At 68.2% G+C, this 14,420-nt stretch carries 17 protein-coding genes; 9 read left to right on the top strand and 8 right to left on the bottom strand.

All coding sequences use genetic code 11. The annotated features are described in order from the left end of the window. Nucleotides 1-390 precede the first annotated feature (390 nt). The gene (locus tag QNM97_RS17950) at nucleotides 391-1,575 is read left to right on the top strand and encodes an EAL domain-containing protein (RefSeq protein WP_283819658.1); all 1,185 of its coding nucleotides are present in this window, start codon (nucleotides 391-393) and stop codon (nucleotides 1,573-1,575) included. 14 nt (nucleotides 1,576-1,589) lie between these two features. Here the strand turns inward: QNM97_RS17950 and QNM97_RS17945 are convergent, their stop codons facing one another. Both QNM97_RS17945 and QNM97_RS17940 read right to left on the bottom strand, forming a co-directional pair. Further along, complete coding sequence (locus QNM97_RS17945; protein WP_283823244.1) at nucleotides 1,590-2,243, bottom strand: YdcF family protein; 654 nt, start codon at nucleotides 2,241-2,243, stop codon at nucleotides 1,590-1,592. A gap of 140 nt (nucleotides 2,244-2,383) precedes the next feature. After that, a complete protein-coding gene (locus QNM97_RS17940) occupies nucleotides 2,384-3,352 on the bottom strand; it encodes a 1,4-dihydroxy-2-naphthoyl-CoA synthase (protein ID WP_283819657.1) in 969 nt (322 codons plus the stop codon). A 150-nt stretch (nucleotides 3,353-3,502) separates the two neighbouring features. Here QNM97_RS17940 and QNM97_RS17935 point away from each other — a divergent pair, with 150 nt between their 5' ends. Further along, on the top strand, nucleotides 3,503-3,676 hold the full coding sequence (locus tag QNM97_RS17935; protein ID WP_208794717.1) for a hypothetical protein: 174 nt from the start codon (nucleotides 3,503-3,505) through the stop codon (nucleotides 3,674-3,676). 48 nt (nucleotides 3,677-3,724) lie between these two features. Further along, entirely contained in the window at nucleotides 3,725-4,381 is a 657-nt protein-coding gene (locus QNM97_RS17930; RefSeq protein ID WP_283819656.1) for a PaaI family thioesterase, read from the top strand. Between the two features lie 9 nt (nucleotides 4,382-4,390). Here the strand turns inward: QNM97_RS17930 and QNM97_RS17925 are convergent, their stop codons facing one another. From QNM97_RS17925 to QNM97_RS17915, 3 genes are read right to left on the bottom strand one after another with little or no spacing between them, the layout of a single operon-like run. Continuing rightward, on the bottom strand, nucleotides 4,391-5,692 hold the full coding sequence (locus QNM97_RS17925; RefSeq protein WP_283819655.1) for a saccharopine dehydrogenase family protein: 1,302 nt from the start codon (nucleotides 5,690-5,692) through the stop codon (nucleotides 4,391-4,393). 31 nt (nucleotides 5,693-5,723) lie between these two features. Next, the gene (locus tag QNM97_RS17920) at nucleotides 5,724-6,800 is read right to left on the bottom strand and encodes an AbrB family transcriptional regulator (protein ID WP_283819654.1); all 1,077 of its coding nucleotides are present in this window, start codon (nucleotides 6,798-6,800) and stop codon (nucleotides 5,724-5,726) included. A 25-nt stretch (nucleotides 6,801-6,825) separates the two neighbouring features. Further along, nucleotides 6,826-7,278, bottom strand: coding sequence for a class I SAM-dependent methyltransferase (locus QNM97_RS17915; RefSeq protein ID WP_283819653.1), 453 nt, complete (start codon nucleotides 7,276-7,278; stop codon nucleotides 6,826-6,828). A gap of 160 nt (nucleotides 7,279-7,438) precedes the next feature. Here QNM97_RS17915 and QNM97_RS17910 point away from each other — a divergent pair, with 160 nt between their 5' ends. The 6 genes from QNM97_RS17910 to QNM97_RS17885 all read left to right on the top strand — a co-directional run bounded on the left by QNM97_RS17910 (nucleotide 7,439) and on the right by QNM97_RS17885 (nucleotide 12,936). Then, nucleotides 7,439-8,269, top strand: a complete 831-nt coding sequence (locus QNM97_RS17910) for a putative endonuclease domain-containing protein (RefSeq protein WP_283819652.1) — start codon at nucleotides 7,439-7,441, stop codon at nucleotides 8,267-8,269. Between the two features lie 169 nt (nucleotides 8,270-8,438). Then, nucleotides 8,439-10,124, top strand: coding sequence for a 2-succinyl-5-enolpyruvyl-6-hydroxy-3-cyclohexene-1-carboxylic-acid synthase (menD, locus tag QNM97_RS17905; RefSeq protein WP_283819651.1), 1,686 nt, complete (start codon nucleotides 8,439-8,441; stop codon nucleotides 10,122-10,124). A gap of 21 nt (nucleotides 10,125-10,145) precedes the next feature. Continuing rightward, nucleotides 10,146-10,685, top strand: coding sequence for a DUF3592 domain-containing protein (locus QNM97_RS17900; protein WP_283819650.1), 540 nt, complete (start codon nucleotides 10,146-10,148; stop codon nucleotides 10,683-10,685). A gap of 93 nt (nucleotides 10,686-10,778) precedes the next feature. Beyond that, the gene (locus QNM97_RS17895) at nucleotides 10,779-11,942 is read left to right on the top strand and encodes a glycosyltransferase family 4 protein (protein WP_283819649.1); all 1,164 of its coding nucleotides are present in this window, start codon (nucleotides 10,779-10,781) and stop codon (nucleotides 11,940-11,942) included. A gap of 110 nt (nucleotides 11,943-12,052) precedes the next feature. Continuing rightward, the gene (locus QNM97_RS17890; protein ID WP_283819648.1) at nucleotides 12,053-12,751 is read left to right on the top strand and encodes a methyltransferase; all 699 of its coding nucleotides are present in this window, start codon (nucleotides 12,053-12,055) and stop codon (nucleotides 12,749-12,751) included. Beyond that, complete coding sequence (locus tag QNM97_RS17885) at nucleotides 12,748-12,936, top strand: CDGSH iron-sulfur domain-containing protein (protein ID WP_283819647.1); 189 nt, start codon at nucleotides 12,748-12,750, stop codon at nucleotides 12,934-12,936. Before QNM97_RS17890 ends, QNM97_RS17885 begins: the two co-directional genes overlap by 4 nt. A gap of 28 nt (nucleotides 12,937-12,964) precedes the next feature. Here the strand turns inward: QNM97_RS17885 and QNM97_RS17880 are convergent, their stop codons facing one another. Genes QNM97_RS17880 through QNM97_RS17870 form a run of 3 tightly spaced genes read right to left on the bottom strand, consistent with a single transcriptional unit; the run spans nucleotide 12,965 to nucleotide 14,368 of the window. Beyond that, entirely contained in the window at nucleotides 12,965-13,975 is a 1,011-nt protein-coding gene (locus QNM97_RS17880) for an iron-containing redox enzyme family protein (RefSeq protein ID WP_283819646.1), read from the bottom strand. A gap of 37 nt (nucleotides 13,976-14,012) precedes the next feature. After that, nucleotides 14,013-14,207, bottom strand: a complete 195-nt coding sequence (locus QNM97_RS17875; RefSeq protein ID WP_283819645.1) for a hypothetical protein — start codon at nucleotides 14,205-14,207, stop codon at nucleotides 14,013-14,015. Beyond that, complete coding sequence (locus QNM97_RS17870; RefSeq protein ID WP_283819644.1) at nucleotides 14,204-14,368, bottom strand: hypothetical protein; 165 nt, start codon at nucleotides 14,366-14,368, stop codon at nucleotides 14,204-14,206. Before QNM97_RS17870 ends, QNM97_RS17875 begins: the two co-directional genes overlap by 4 nt. Between the last annotated feature and the right edge of the window lie 52 nt (nucleotides 14,369-14,420).

The following is a 14,420-nucleotide window of genomic DNA, read 5'->3' as shown; positions in this document are numbered from 1 at the left end:
TCGAGCTCGATCGAGATCCGCCGCAGTGGATTTGATCTTTCGCTACGCGAACTCTCGACGCTGTGTGCAACCCCCGTACGAGAAAGATACCAGATGCCGGATTGGGCGATTCTGAGAAATCGGCCTGAAGGGAACGGTCGGAATTCGGGCTCGCGGAAACAATTCAATGGTGGTGTTGACCTATTCGAATAGTCGTATTTGTGGACCCGTCTCGGCAACCGCATATTTCCTATTGTATGGACCGGTGATGCCGGTCACGATCGGTAACGTTGTGAGGTGTCGTGGAGGTTATGTGGGCAGCCAAAGCGCCTCCCAGCTATGTCCAGGGTCTATGATCCGATCATCCGGAACACCGGGTCGTACGCAAACCGAAGCAAGGGTGGGCTGGTAGTGCCGGGACATGGACACATCGTTGTCCAGGCGGATCCGTACCGACGACTGACCGGGGTATTCGGCCGAGAGCTGGCCGGAGCGGTGGCCGCTCGGTTCGTCGACGGTTTGATGGCTCGCGTCGGGCCCGCGGTGGCGATGATTCGCCTGGCCGACCTCGACTACGAACTGGTTCCGACCGCATCCAGCGAGCAGGAACTCGACATCCTCATCGGCGAACTCCGTAGCGGCGCCCACATCGTCGAGTGGGGCGGTGAGCGGTATTTCCTGGACACCCGAACCGGAGTGGCCTCCCCCCGTTTTCTGACCCGCGACCTGCGTAACGGCGTGGGCAAGTGGTGCGCGGAATGTGCATTCACGGCGGCGATCGCGCGGCAGACGCCGCTGGAGGTGTGCGATGACGAGATGCTCGCCGCCGTCGACCGGCTGCGTACCACCGTGCTGCGGCTCTCGCGGGCCAAGGTTGCCGACTTCGCGCCGCACTATCAGCCGATCGTGCATCTGCCCTCCCACGAAGTCGCCGGGTACGAGTCGCTGATGCGCTGGGACGACGGCAACACGGCCGGCCCGAGTGAGTTCCTCCCGATCCTGGAGGGCACCGCCTTGCTGGGGCCGATCAGCGCCTGGACGATCGCGACGGCCGTCGCCGAACTCCCACGCGGGATCACCACGGCGGCCGGATCGGACTCCTTCGTGTCGATCAACTTCTCCCAGCGTCAGCTGCTCACCCCGGCGATCGTCGACTCGGCCATCGAGCAGGTCCGCACGAGCGGAGCAGATCCGGCGCGGTTCTGGATCGAGCTGCGTGAGGATGAGGTGATCCGCATCGCCAGCGATGCCGCGCATGCCGTCGGTGCACTGAGCGAGGCGGGGTGCACGATCGTCGTCGACGATCTCGGGTCGGGATACTCGGCGCTGAGCTACCTGCGTGATCTGCCGGTCGACGTCCTCAAGGTCGACGGGGACCTGGTGAACTCCCTCGACAGTGACTACGACGAGGAGAGCGAGACCACGGTGGCGGTGGTCCGTGCGATCTGCGACGTCGCCCGCGCGACGGGATCGAAAACGGTCGCCGAAGGTGTCGAGGACGCCGCTGTCGTCCCGTTGCTCGTCGACCTGGGATTCGACTACGCGCAGGGATACCACTTCGGGCGCCCCGCGTCGTCGTCGGAGCTGTTCGGTTGAGCCTCGTCTCAGGACTACTTGTCACAGCCGAGAACCGCGGCCTTCGCGAGACCGCCGAACTGATAGGCGAACTGGAAGCTCCAGTACCGCAGCGACGACGGATACGACCGCGGTACCGGGCGCATGACGACGTCGCCGTCGAAGCACTGGCCGAAGATGTAGCGGGCGCGGACCATGTGGAACCGCCAGCTGATGACGATGACGCTGTGCCAGTGGCGTTGGCGGGCCAGTCGTTGGGTCTCCATCGCCTCGCCCCGTGTCGTCGACGGATCGGGGTCGAAACAGATCACCTCGATGGTGGCGGTGCTCGACGAACACACCCGCTGCATCAGCTGGGCGCCGGTGCGGTGGTAGTGGTCGTTCATGTACGGGTTGGAGATGAGGACCGTGGAGGCGTACCCCTCACGGGCGAGCTGTAGTCCGTAATCCTCACGGCCGTCGTGCTCCCCGCCGAGCACGACGATGGCGTCGACTTTGCGCAGCGGGTCGGAATGGTCGCGGTAGAACAGCTGATACCCCAACCCGTAGAACGCCGATCCCGCGAGCACGGCGACGATCACCACGGCGATCACCACGCGGCGCAGCAGTCGGCGTCGACGGACCGGTCGCTCGGCTGAGGGTGGCTGTCGGGAGGCTGTGAGATCGGGATCGGTCGCCTTCGAGGACACGAAGGGCTCGGGTGTCCTCGGGGTCACTCGACCCATTGTGGCCGCGGGTCGGTGATCGCGCACCGTACCGACGTAGTGATCTGTGCCGCTGTCGTGGTCGCTGTCCTCTGTGGTGATCAGCCGGTGGGATCGGCGGTGATTCAGTAGTAATACGGAAAAGCGTCCCATTCCGGAGAGCGCTTCTGCAGGAACGCATCCCGGCCCTCGACGGCCTCATCGGTCATGTATGCCAGGCGGGTGGCCTCACCGGCGAACACCTGCTGGCCCATGAGCCCGTCGTCGGTGAGATTGAAGGCGAACTTCAGCATGCGTTGCGCGGTGGGCGATTTGCCGTTGATGGTGCGCCCCCACTCGATGGCGGTGCGTTCGAGGTCGGCGTGATCGGCCACCCGGTTCACCGCACCCATCCGATGCATCGTCTCCGCGTCGTACGCCTCGCCGAGGAAGAAGATCTCGCGCGCGAACTTCTGGCCGACCTGCTTGGCGAGGTATGCGCTGCCGTAGCCGGCGTCGAAGGAACCGACGTCGGCGTCGGTCTGCTTGAAGCGGGCGTGCTCGCGCGAGGCGAGGGTGAGGTCGCACACCACGTGCAGGGAGTGACCGCCACCGGCGGCCCAGCCGTTGACGACGGCGATCACGACCTTGGGCATCGTGCGGATGAGGCGCTGGACCTCCAGGATGTGCAGGCGGCCGCCCTCCGCCTTCACGCGCGCCTCGTCGACGCCCTCGGCACCGGCCGCCGCGACGTCGGTGTCGTGGCTGGTCGCGTACTGATAGCCGGACCGACCGCGGATGCGTTGATCACCGCCGCTGCAGAACGCCCACCCCCCGTCCTTGGGGCTCGGTCCGTTGCCGGTGAGCAGCACCGTGCCGATGTCGGGGGTGCGCCGTGCGTGGTCGAGGGCCCGATAGAGCTCGTCGACGGTGTGCGGCCGGAACGCATTGCGGACCTCGGGTCGGTCGAAGGCGATGCGCACGATGCCGTCGGCGCGACCGGTACCGACGTGGCGGTGATAGGTGATGTCGGTGAGTTCGCCGAGGTCGGTCACCGGACGCCACTGGCTCGGATCGAAGGGAGTCGGCGTGGCGGAGGCGGCATCGGTGCTCATGGAGATCAGGTTAGGACACCGATCTCGGGCCGCCCGCGAACACCTCGGCGGCGGCCGTTCCGGGGCGCCCGAGCGCCGGTTTCTTAGAATTTGGCGGGTTTCTTCTCGGATGAGTGGCCACCCACCAGCGCCTTTTGGCATATTGGCGACGTGGGTGTGTGGGAGATCGTGCTGATCGTCGTCGCCGTGTGGGTGGCGCTGTCGGTCGTGCTCGCCCTGCTCATCGGCGCGATCATCAAACTCCGGGACCGTCGCGAGGCGCCGACCGCGACCGCGCACGTGGATCTGCACGCCGTCGGCAGCACCCGTCACCACCACCGTTAGTCCGCGCCGACTGCGACGCCGATGACCGGCGCCGATACGGTGTCTGGCATGACTTCTTCGCCAGAATCGGGCTGGGCCGTGCCCGCCGACGCGGACTCGCCGCACGAGGGCGGATTCCGCGCCCGCATGGACATCACCACCGACCGCGGCGGCCCGCGCTACGGCGAATTCAGCGAGGAGATCCGGCGGCTGATGGACCTGGCGCGCTACGCGTGTCCGACCCCGGAGATCACCGACGAACTCATCGACCAGGTGCGGGCGCTCAACAAGCGCCTCGAGGACGTGCAGATCGACGAGTGGCGCTCGCCCGCGGGCACCCGCATCGATCTGCCCGCGCGAGGCAACATCACGCTGCCGCCGTACGAGATCAGCGAGGGCGGCCCCGACGGCGTTGTCGCCTCGGTGACCTTCCGTCCGTTCCACCTCGGCGGCAACGACGCCGCGCACGGCGGTCACGTCGCGGTGGCCTTCGACGACCTCGGCGGTATGGCGTCGGCACTGGCCGTGCAGGGCATCACCCGCACCGCCTATCTCACCGTCAGCTACCGGTCGTTGACGCCGCTGCGGACCCCGCTGCGCATGCACACCTGGGTCGAGAACCTGGACGGCCGAAAGGCTTTCGTCAAGGGCACACTGCACGACGGCGACCGGCTGTGCGCCGAACTCGACGCGTTGTTCATCGCGCTGAAGCCGGGGCAGCCGTAGGCCTCTCGGCTACGTCAACTCGCGGACGTCGAAGCTCGCTCCCGCGGCCCGCAGACGGTCGGCGAGCGCATCACCCATCGCGGCGGCCGGGGTGAGGACTCCGGTGCGGGCGGGGAGCTGACCCCGGTCGAGGGCCAGGGTGAGCGCACTCTCGCCGAGCATCACTGCGGTGGCCTTGTATCCCGGGTCGCCCGACAGCCTCATCTGCGAGCGGTACCGACGGCCGGTGCTGGTGCGGGTGTAGGTCTCGGTGACGAAAAAGCCTTTCTCCCTGGTCTTTTCGCTCGGACCGCTACCCGGTTTGGGCAGCACGCGATCGAGGAGCCGGCGCGTCGGGCCGAAGCTCATCGCACCCAGGAAGGCTCCGGTGCCGACGCTGACGCTGCCGGCGATCAACGCCGACAGAACCGGGATGCCGCCGACGTTCATGGTTTCCGCATAGTGGAAGCCGGGGCCATAGGCGTTGTCCAGCAACGCGTTCGAGCGTCGCACGACGCGCGTGTTGTAGGACGACATGAAGAATGGCGCGAGTGTCCCCGACAGCGACGGGTCGACGGTGCGGGCGCGTACCACCGCGATGTCACTGGGCTCCGAGGACATGCTGACCTTCGGGGTGTCGCCCGGATCCCCGGATAGCGCTTGCGGATTGAGCAGCAGTCGTCGCTTCTGCGGGTCCTTGGCCTCCTCGGCGATCACCCGCATCGAATCGATGGTGCCGCCGGAGATCCCACCGCGCATCGACTTGACCACCATCGTGGTGTCGGTGAGCGTGCCCGCGTCGTCGTCGGCGACCTTGCGATAGAGCAGATAGGTGCCGAGATCGGAAGGGACCGAATCGAATCCGCAGGAGTGGACGATGCGCGCACCGGTGGCCTGCGCGGTCTCGTGGGCCTTGTCGATGGAGAAATGGACGAAGGGCACCTCGCCGGTGAGGTCGACGTAGTCGGTGCCCGCGGTGGCGGCCGCGACGAGGAGCGACTCGCCGTAGCGCAGGTAGGGGCCGACCGTCGTGCAGACCACCCGCGTGCGGGCGACCATCGCGTCGAGCGAACTCGGCGACGACGCGTCGGCGACGATCAGCGGCCAGCTCGACGCCACAGCGGGCAGGCGTCGGCGGACCTCGGCGAGTTTGGTCTCGGTGCGGCCGGCCAGCGCGATCCTGGTGCCGGCGGGCGCGTGCTCGGCGAGATAGCGGGCGGTCAGCTCGCCGACGAAGCCGGTGGCGCCGAAGACGACGACGTCGAACTCGCGGGCGGGCGTGGTGGTTGTCGGTTCAGGTGTGCCGGACTCGGACGAATTCTCCCCACTCATGGCGTCGAGGGTAATCGTCGTGCGAGATCGGTCACAGCGCGGCTGGTCCGGGGCGCCGGCGGGCGGCCCAGCGCGCGGCGAACGGTGCCACGAACAGCATCAACAGCACTCGCAGGATCTGTGCGGCCACCACGAAGGCGACGTTGCCGCCGGCCGCGGTGGCCGCGGCGAGCACCGCGTAGATCCCGCCCGGGGTGGTCGCCAGATAGCAGTCGAACATCGATTCGCCGGTCCACCAGGACAACAGCACACCGAGTAGCCCGCAGCCGACCCCGATCGCGAGGATCAGACCGATCGCCGGTGGCAGGATGCGCCCGATCGCCTTGAGTCGTTCCATCGTGAACCCCAGCCCGGCCTGCCAACCGATCAACGCGTAGGCGATCGCGAGCAGGATCGGTGAGATCGCGGCGTCGCCGGCCAGCCCGGTCAGTTCGGCGGTCGTCGACAACGCCATCGGACCGAGCAGGCCGGCCGCCGGGAGGTGGATGAGTCGGCCGAGGGGCACGCCGACGCCCGCGCACACCGCGAGCAGCACCAGCCCCCAACCCTGATCGGACCAGTTCGGGGACGTCTGGGCGACACCGTTGGCCGATGCGCCGAACACCACCGATGCAACCAGCGGGATGGTGAGGGTCACCAGGGCCACGCGCACGTACTGGACGACGGCGACGACCCGCTCGTCGCCACCGAGTTCACGGGTCAGCGCCACCAGCCCGGACGCACCGCCGGCGACCAGAGCCATTGCGCCGGTGAGGGTATCGACTTGTCGGTGCAGTCCGAGCAGGGCTCCGCCGGCCACCGACAGGGCCAAGGTGCCCAGCCCGACGACGAGCACCGGTAACCACGCCGACCCCAGTCCCGACAGGGTGCTCGGGTCGGCCATGGTGCCGATGTAGACACCGAGCACGCCCTGCGCGGCCAGGAACAGGGGTCGGGGGACGACCGGGGCATCCGGGTCGTCGGAGTGTGTGCGCGGGGCGAGTCCGGCGATGGCGAGGACCGCGGCGACCACCAGGCCGGCGAACAAGGCGGCGGCGTCGACGTCGAGGAGTTCGAGAAGATATGCGGCGATCGCGGTGACGAGGGCCAATCCGATCCAACGACGCACTGGCCCCAGCGTAGGCGGGCCCGGGTCAGCGGGCGCGGGCGCCTCCCAGGCTCATCGCGCCGAAGGTCTTGGGGGTGCCGCGGTGGTGGAAGCGGTCGAACTCGGTGATCTCGAATCCGGCGTCGGTCAGGGCGGCGGCGATGGTGCACATCGTGAACGTCGACGGGGTGCCGTCGAAGGTGTTGTCGGGGAAGGGCAATGACTGCCCGTCGAGCCCTGCGCGATCGATCGGGACCGGCGACGCCGTGATACGGTCGGCACCGAGGAGCCAGCCGTCATCGGAGGGTTCGATGGCGCTGACCCGGGTTACCGTGGGCGGGTAGGCCTCGATGTTGTGGCCCGAGCCGAACCCCACCTCGACGATGTGGTCGGCCAACGGTGCGCAGACGCGTCCGCGCAGCGGGACCATCAACGACGACCCGCAGGTCAGGTTGATCAGTCGCGGAAGGAGGTGGCGGTCGTAGAAACCGGAGCCCATGAGGCGAGAATAGGTCCGCCGGCCCGGGTGCTCGCCTGTTTTCAGTCATTTGCCCGGTATGTAGGGTGTGCTGACCTGGGCTTTTGGTGAATCTCGACTCCGGAAATGACTGAAAACAGGCGAGAGGGAGCCAGAACGGGTCCCGCTGCGTCCAATTCCCGTGGACAAGATCATCGAGCTGGGTGTGAAAAGCCGCACGGAGCTGATCGCGGGCGGGCTGACCGACAACGACCTGCGGCGGATGGTGCGCCGAGGAGAACTCTTCGTCGAACGTCGAGGCTGGTACTCGACACCTGGCGCCGACTCCGACGCACTGCTGGCCGCACGGGGTTACGGCGCGTTAACGGGTCCGACCGCGCTGGACAAACACGGGATCTGGGTTCCGCCGGGCTACGAGGCGGTGCACATCCGGACGGGCAAGGATGCGGTGAGGCGAGGCGGTGCCTGTTGTCGACCGCCGGGTCCGCCGCTGCCGGTGTACTCGATCCTCGACCCGGTTCCGCTGGCCCTGTGCAGTGCGGTCGGGTGCATGAGTCCCGATGACTGGATCGTCGTCGCCGATTCGGTGTTGAACAGTCAAGGGCTCGATGTGGAGTTGCTGCTGGCGATGCTGCCGCGACCCAACGTCACCATCGAGATGCTCCTGACCGAGTGTGATCCCCGATCCCAGTCGGGCACGGAGACCATGGTGCGGACCCGATTACGACGACGAGGCCACGACGTCGTGGTCCAACCGAATCTCATCGGGTTGGGCTGGTTCGACCTGCGGGTGGGCCGACTCCTGATCGAGTGCGACAGCAAGCTTCATCACACCAGCCTGGAGAACTACCGCAAGGATCGTCGCCGCGACCGCAAATCGCTGGCCAGGGGCTACTCGACGATGCGCCTAACCTACGACGACGTTCTTTATGGCTGGGACGACACACTGGCCGACATCACCCGCACCCTCGACGACGATCGGCACCGATTGCCGCCTCCCGACGACGAATGATGGTGCCGTTCGCCTGTTTTCAGTCATTCGCCGAGTACACCGCACCCGACGACCTGGGCTTTTGCCGAATCTCTACTTCCGGAATGACTGAAAACAGGCGAGCCGGGGTGCCACGGCGCATCCATCGGCGGAGATCGGCGCGGAAAAGCGGCATCGTAGTGTGGAAACCATGAGTTCTTCCCCGGAATCCGCGCCGCCGAACCCGTCCACCCTGCAGGCGCGGGTCATCGTCGACGAGTTCGTCCGCGGCGGCGTCCGCGACGCGGTGCTGTGCCCGGGATCACGCAATGCGCCACTGGCATTCGCGCTCCATGCCGCCGACGCCGCGGGTGCGCTGCGGCTGCACGTCCGGATCGACGAACGGTCGGCGGGATTTCTCGCCCTGGGGTTGGCGGCGTCGTCGGGGCGTCCGGTGCCGATCGTGATGACCAGCGGTACCGCCGTGGCCAACATGAGCCCGGCGGTCTTCGAGGCCAACTATGCCCGGGTGCCGCTGGTGGTGGTCAGCGCGAACCGGCCGTACGAGTTGCTCGGGTCGGGGGCCAATCAGACCGTCGAACAGTTCGGGATCTTCGGTACGCAGGTGCGTGCAGCGATCAGTCTGGGTCTGGCCGAGGCCGACGTCGACACCAACAGTCAGTGGCGTTCGGCGGTCGGTCGCGTGCTGGCGGCGGCGCGGGGTGCGCGGACCGGCAACGCCGGACCGGTGCAGTTCGACATACCGCTACGCGAGCCGCTCGTCCCCGGGCCGCAGACCGGCCCCGAGTCCGACCTCGGCGTCTTCGCCGGACGTCCCGGTGGGCTGCCGTGGACACAGGCACCGGTCGGCAAACTCGACATCCCACTGCCCATCGACCTGTCCGTTGACACGGTCGTCGTCGCAGGTCATGGGGCCGGTCGCTATCCGGAGCTGGACGGGATCCCGACGGTGGCCGAGCCGACTGCACCGCATGCGGCGACCCCGCTGCATCCGCTGGCGCTCGACGCGCTGGCCCCGAAACAGGCCATCATCTGCGGTCGGCCCACCCTGCACCGCGGGGTGGCGCGACTGCTCGCCGACCCCGAGGTCCGCGTCTACGCGGTGACCACCGGACCGCGGTGGCCGGACGTGTCGGGCAATGTGTTCGCGACCGGCACCCGGGTCGAGGCGACCGGCGAGGCGGCCGAGGACTGGCTCAAGCGGTGCGCCGAGGTTCATCAGCGCGTCCTCGGGGCGGTCGACGCCGAACTCGATGCGGGCGGCCCGGCGACCGGCCTGCACGTCGCGCGGACGGTCAGCGCGGCCATGGTGCCCGGTGAGCAGTTGGTCGTCGGCGCGAGCAACCCGATCCGCGACGTCGCGCTGGCCGGGCGCGTCTCGCCGGGCGTGCGGGTGCTCTCCAACCGTGGCGTGGCCGGTATCGACGGGACGAATTCGACCGCGATCGGCGCGGCACTGGCCCACGACGTCGACCATCCGGGTTCGCGGACCGTCGCCTTGATGGGCGACCTCACTTTCATTCACGACGCCACCGGATTGATCCTCGGACCGTCGGAGCCACGGCCGCGGCACCTGCGGATCGTCGTCGCCAACGACGACGGCGGCGGGATCTTCGGGCTGCTCGAGCAGGGCGATCCGCGATTCAACTCCGGCCCGTATGCCGGCGCCTACGAGCGGGTGTTCGGCACGCCGCATCGCACCGACCTGGCCTCGCTGTGTGCGGGATTCCATCTGCCGCACCGCCGCGTCGAGCTGGCCGACCTGGCCGCGGTGCTGGCCGAGCCCGGCACCGACGGGGTGGAGGTCGTCGAGGTGGTCACCGACCGCGAGCGCCTGCGATCGGTGCACGCGGGGATCGTGGGCCGACTGCGGTAGCGGGCACGTATTCTGAGGTGCATGAATCCGGTCATCCTGCGGCGCGTGCAGAAGACGCTGCTGGTGATCGGGCTGATCGTCACCGTGATGGCCGGCGCGATGGTCGTGGCTGCCTTCCGCAACGACGCGGCGATCAACCGCGACAAGGGCACCGTGATGGCCGACATCGTCTCGGCCGACCGCCTGCACGCCGTAGCCTACTTCCAGACGCCGGACGGGCAGATCTACAGCCCGCGGCTTGGGCTGCTGTATCCGACCGAACTCGGTACCGGACAACGCATCAGCGTCGAATACGACCAGAGCAACCCCGACCTGGCCAAGCCCGCTGGGAGAGGGGCGACGCTGGCGATCATCCCGGCGTTGTCGGTGGCCGCGCTGACGTGGCTGATCATTCTCGCCGTGATGGTGCTGATTGCCGAGGCCAATCGCCGCTTGCTGCGCCGGGCCGCGCGTCGCGCCGACGAGGACGACTCCGGCCCCGACGACGGTGACGGCGGCGATCAGCCCGACGACGACCCGTCACCGCGTCCCGCCGACGACCGGGCAACCGTCGATGCGTGAGGATGCTGCGGCGACCAGAGGTTCGCGCGGAGTTCGCGCGTAGGTCACATGCGGTCGTCGCCGAGGTCATCGAGGACAACGACCATTGGCGCCATGCGCGTGGCTATCGTCGCCGAGAGTTTTCTTCCGCAGGTCAACGGGGTGGTCAACTCGGTTCTACGAGTCGTCGAGCATCTCGAGGATGCCGGGCATGATGCCGTGGTGATCGCACCGGATTCCGAGCGGGACGGTCTGCGGGCTCCCCGGCTGGTGGGTCGGCACACCCCCGTGCACACGGTGCCCTCGATGCGATTTCCCGGCGTCACGTCGCTGCCCGTCGGGGTGCCGATGCCCAGCATGTATCGCGCCCTGCGCGACGTGCGCCCCGACGTGGTGCACCTCGCCTCGCCCTTCGTGGTCGGCGGCGCTGGTGCGTTGGCGGCCAAGCGGTTACGGGTGCCCACGGTGGCCGTGTTCCAGACCGACGTTGCCGGATTCGCCGAGGCGTATCGGCTCCAGGTGGCCGGTCGCGCGGCGTGGCGATACACCCGGATGGTGCACCTGGCCTGCGACCGCACCCTCGCGCCGTCCACGGCGACGATGGAAGCGCTTGCCGCCCGCGGCATTCCGCGACTGCATCGATGGGCGCGCGGCGTCGACACCGCCCAGTTCTCGCCGGCCAGACGCGACGATGACCTGCGCGCGCGTTGGGGTGCGAATCGGTTGATCGTCGGATTCGTGGGCCGGCTGGCGCCGGAGAAGCATGTCGAGCGGCTCGCCCCACTGGACGGCGACCCGTCGGTGCGGCTGGTGATCGTCGGCGACGGCCCGGAACGTGCACGCCTGCAACGACTCTGCCCGAATGCGGTGTTCACCGGCGAACTCCGCGGCGAAGAGCTGGCGCGCGCCTATGCCAGCCTCGACGTGTTCGCCCATCCCGGCGAGCACGAGACCTTCTGCCAGGCGATCCAGGAGGCGATGGCCAGCGGGGTACCGGTGATCGGCCCGGATGCAGGTGGACCACGAGACCTGGTGACCCCGCTGTCGACGGGATTCCTCCTCGATCCGGCGACCTACACCGATCGCATCGCCGACACCGTCGCCGCGCTGCGGGAGCCCGCCCGACGAGCGGCGATGGGCCGGGCCGGGTTGGCCGCGGTGCGCGCGCGGACCTGGCCGGCGCTGTGTGAGGAACTACTGGGCCACTATGGCGAGGTCATCGCCGAGCGTGGAGGCGACGCGCGGATCGCGTTGGGGCGGCAACGGCTCGCCGGGTGAGTCGATCGGCTGCTGCCGGCCGGGGCCGGGACGGTGGTTTGACCTGGGCATGATCGGGGAATGCTGCGTGAGCACGTGTTTCGCCCGCTCATCGGCCCCGGAAGGCGCACATGACCCTCAGCTTCGAGCAGATCAGTCCCGAACCGTCGTACGCCGGTGGTGTGTATCAGCCACAAGAGGATTCGCTGCTGTTGGCCGACTGTCTGCGCCGGGTTCCGCAGGTCGTCGGTGGCCGGGTACTGGATCTGTGCACCGGCAGCGGCGTGTTGGCGCTGGCGGCGGCCCATGCGGGAGCTGCGTCGGTCACCGCCGTCGATGCCTCCGACCTGGCGGTGCATCACGCGCGACGTCTCTGCGCCGACGCCCCGTGTCCGGTTCGGGTGCACCATGGGCGGTTTGAGAACTACATCGGTCGTGACAGGTTCGATGTGGTGACCTGTAATCCGCCGTACGTGCCTGCTCCCGGCATCGACGACGGCGTGGCGATCAGTCCCGGCCCCCGACATGCATGGGACGCCGGCCCGACCGGGCGCGACGTCCTGGATCCGTTGTGCGCATACGCATCTGATTTCCTCGAGCCCGGCGGGACCCTGTTGGCGGTGCAGTCGGAGTTCGCCGACGTCGACGCCACGGTGAATGCATTGCGCGCCAACGGCCTCGACGCGCACCTGATTGCGGTGCGGTGGGTGCCGTTCGGGCCCGTGATGACCGCGCGCGCCGAGTGGCTCGAAGGTCTCGGACTGCTCGAAAAGGGTCGGCGGACAGAGGAACTCGCCGTGGTACGAGCGACCAGGAAAGGTCCGGCATGAGTGACGCGACCCCCATCCGGGTGACACGAGGTGGACCGGTGATGGTGCCCGGGCCCGTCGACATCGAACTCCCCGACGGCACCCACGTGCGCTCGGATCGGTTCATGGTGGCGGTGTGTGCCTGTGGACGCAGCCGCACATATCCGTTGTGCGACAACAGTCATCGGCGTCGTCGGCGGGAGTAGCGTGCACTGGGTGAGTGCGTCGGGCCGGTCAGACCGGCACAGATCCGACTCCGGCCAGTACTGGCCCGGTCTCCCATGCGGCGGTCAGCCCCGCCTCGAATGCGTCCTCGACGAACAGAAATCCGCGGATGCCCAGGACCACATCGTCTTCGAGTTCCGGCTCCTCGGCGAGAAGTGAGCCCACCACGTCGCGGCGCAGGACCTGCTCATGCACGGCGTCGGCTTCGACGTGTTCGCGATAGAACAGCCGGCACGGCTCGGGGGCGCCGAGCCGTTCGAGCCCGCTGAGCAGCCGGGCCGATCCCGGCGACGACGTGATCTCGGTGGCGGCCAGGTGTCCGACGGTCGCGCCGCGCAGAGATCGATGTAAACCGAAGCAGGACATCAGATTCACCGGGGCGAGCGCCCACGCCGGAGCGCGGTCGAGGTAGGCCAGGTAGGCGGGGTCGAGGTCGGCAGCTGCCAGGAGATCGGCGAACAACTCCTGATGAACGGATTCACCTCGGCCGCCACCGAATTCGTCGAATTCCACCGCGACGAACGCCGCCTTGGCGGTGCGCCGCAGGCGCGGGATGGCCCAGGCGTGTGGATCGGCCTCTTTGAGGTGATACAGCGACCGCAGAGCGAACAGGTCGCGGTATTGCTGCCAGGTTCCGTTGTTGCGCAACCGGAACGACAGGCCGTTGCCGTGGACGGGCTCGACGCTCAACTCGTCCATCAACGCTTCGGCCGTCGTTGATGCGGTATCGAGGCCAGCACGCACCGCGTCGACGAAGAGTTGTTCGAGTGCGGTGCGCAGGGCGATGATGCCGGGATCCCACTCCCGATCGCCGACGACGTCGGTGAAGCCCGCGTAGTGCAACTCGTAGGCGACGTAGAGGGCGAGTTGGAGGTCGTCGCCGAAGGGGTCGATGTCGGCGACGAGGTCGGGAGCGACGTCGGTGCCGTCACGCAGCGCGGTGAGGAGACGTTCCGAGAGCGGACCTCGGGATGAGGGCAGCGCGCGGCTGACGGTCGCGGTGGGTATGCGCGTGTGCATAGGGCCGGTGTACCCGTTCGGTGAGCTGGGTAAACCGCTAATCGGCGGGCTCGGCGTCGCCGGCGGCGGGGGAGTCGGGGTCGCCGGTGCCGGGCTGTTCGGTCGCCGACTCCGGGTCGACGACGGTGTCGTCGTCCTCGGCAGGGTTGTGGGTGATCTTGCGTTCGAGGTCATCGACGGCGTCGCGGGCAGCCCGTGACTCGTCGGTGTGCGGGGTGTTGTCGCCGGTCATGTGTCCTCGCCGTCGTCGGTGTGGTTGCCGTCGGTGTGGTCGTCACCGACGAGTTCGGGCGTCACCTCGCGGGTGGCCATGCCGCCGGACCCGTCATTGTCGGTGGGGCCGGGATGCAGTTTGTCGTCGTCGGCTGTGGGGTTATTGTCTCGGTCGGCCATGGTTCTCTCCTGTCGTCGGAGGATGGTTTCCCGCGTGGGGCGTCACTGAAAC

This window comes from Gordonia sp. L191, assembly GCF_030077625.1.
GTDB lineage: Bacteria > Actinomycetota > Actinomycetes > Mycobacteriales > Mycobacteriaceae > Gordonia > Gordonia polyisoprenivorans_A.
Note: the sequence above shows the minus strand (reverse complement) of the source record. Positions and strands in the feature narration are given on the sequence as shown.

Excerpts from the sequence above, each read along its gene's own strand:
- QNM97_RS17940 (WP_283819657.1), bottom strand. The coding sequence starts at position 3,352 with ATGAGCACCGATGCCGCCTCCGCCACGCCGACTCCCTTCGATCCGAGC.
- QNM97_RS17930 (WP_283819656.1), top strand. The coding sequence starts at position 3,725 with ATGACTTCTTCGCCAGAATCGGGCTGGGCCGTGCCCGCCGACGCGGAC.
- QNM97_RS17925 (WP_283819655.1), bottom strand. The coding sequence starts at position 5,692 with ATGAGTGGGGAGAATTCGTCCGAGTCCGGCACACCTGAACCGACAACC.
- QNM97_RS17915 (WP_283819653.1), bottom strand. The coding sequence starts at position 7,278 with ATGGGCTCCGGTTTCTACGACCGCCACCTCCTTCCGCGACTGATCAAC.
- menD (WP_283819651.1), top strand. The coding sequence starts at position 8,439 with ATGAGTTCTTCCCCGGAATCCGCGCCGCCGAACCCGTCCACCCTGCAG.
- QNM97_RS17900 (WP_283819650.1), top strand. The coding sequence starts at position 10,146 with ATGAATCCGGTCATCCTGCGGCGCGTGCAGAAGACGCTGCTGGTGATC.
- QNM97_RS17895 (WP_283819649.1), top strand. The coding sequence starts at position 10,779 with ATGCGCGTGGCTATCGTCGCCGAGAGTTTTCTTCCGCAGGTCAACGGG.
- QNM97_RS17890 (WP_283819648.1), top strand. The coding sequence starts at position 12,053 with ATGACCCTCAGCTTCGAGCAGATCAGTCCCGAACCGTCGTACGCCGGT.
- QNM97_RS17885 (WP_283819647.1), top strand. The coding sequence starts at position 12,748 with ATGAGTGACGCGACCCCCATCCGGGTGACACGAGGTGGACCGGTGATG.
- QNM97_RS17880 (WP_283819646.1), bottom strand. The coding sequence starts at position 13,975 with ATGCACACGCGCATACCCACCGCGACCGTCAGCCGCGCGCTGCCCTCA.
- QNM97_RS17875 (WP_283819645.1), bottom strand. The coding sequence starts at position 14,207 with ATGACCGGCGACAACACCCCGCACACCGACGAGTCACGGGCTGCCCGC.
- QNM97_RS17870 (WP_283819644.1), bottom strand. The coding sequence starts at position 14,368 with ATGGCCGACCGAGACAATAACCCCACAGCCGACGACGACAAACTGCAT.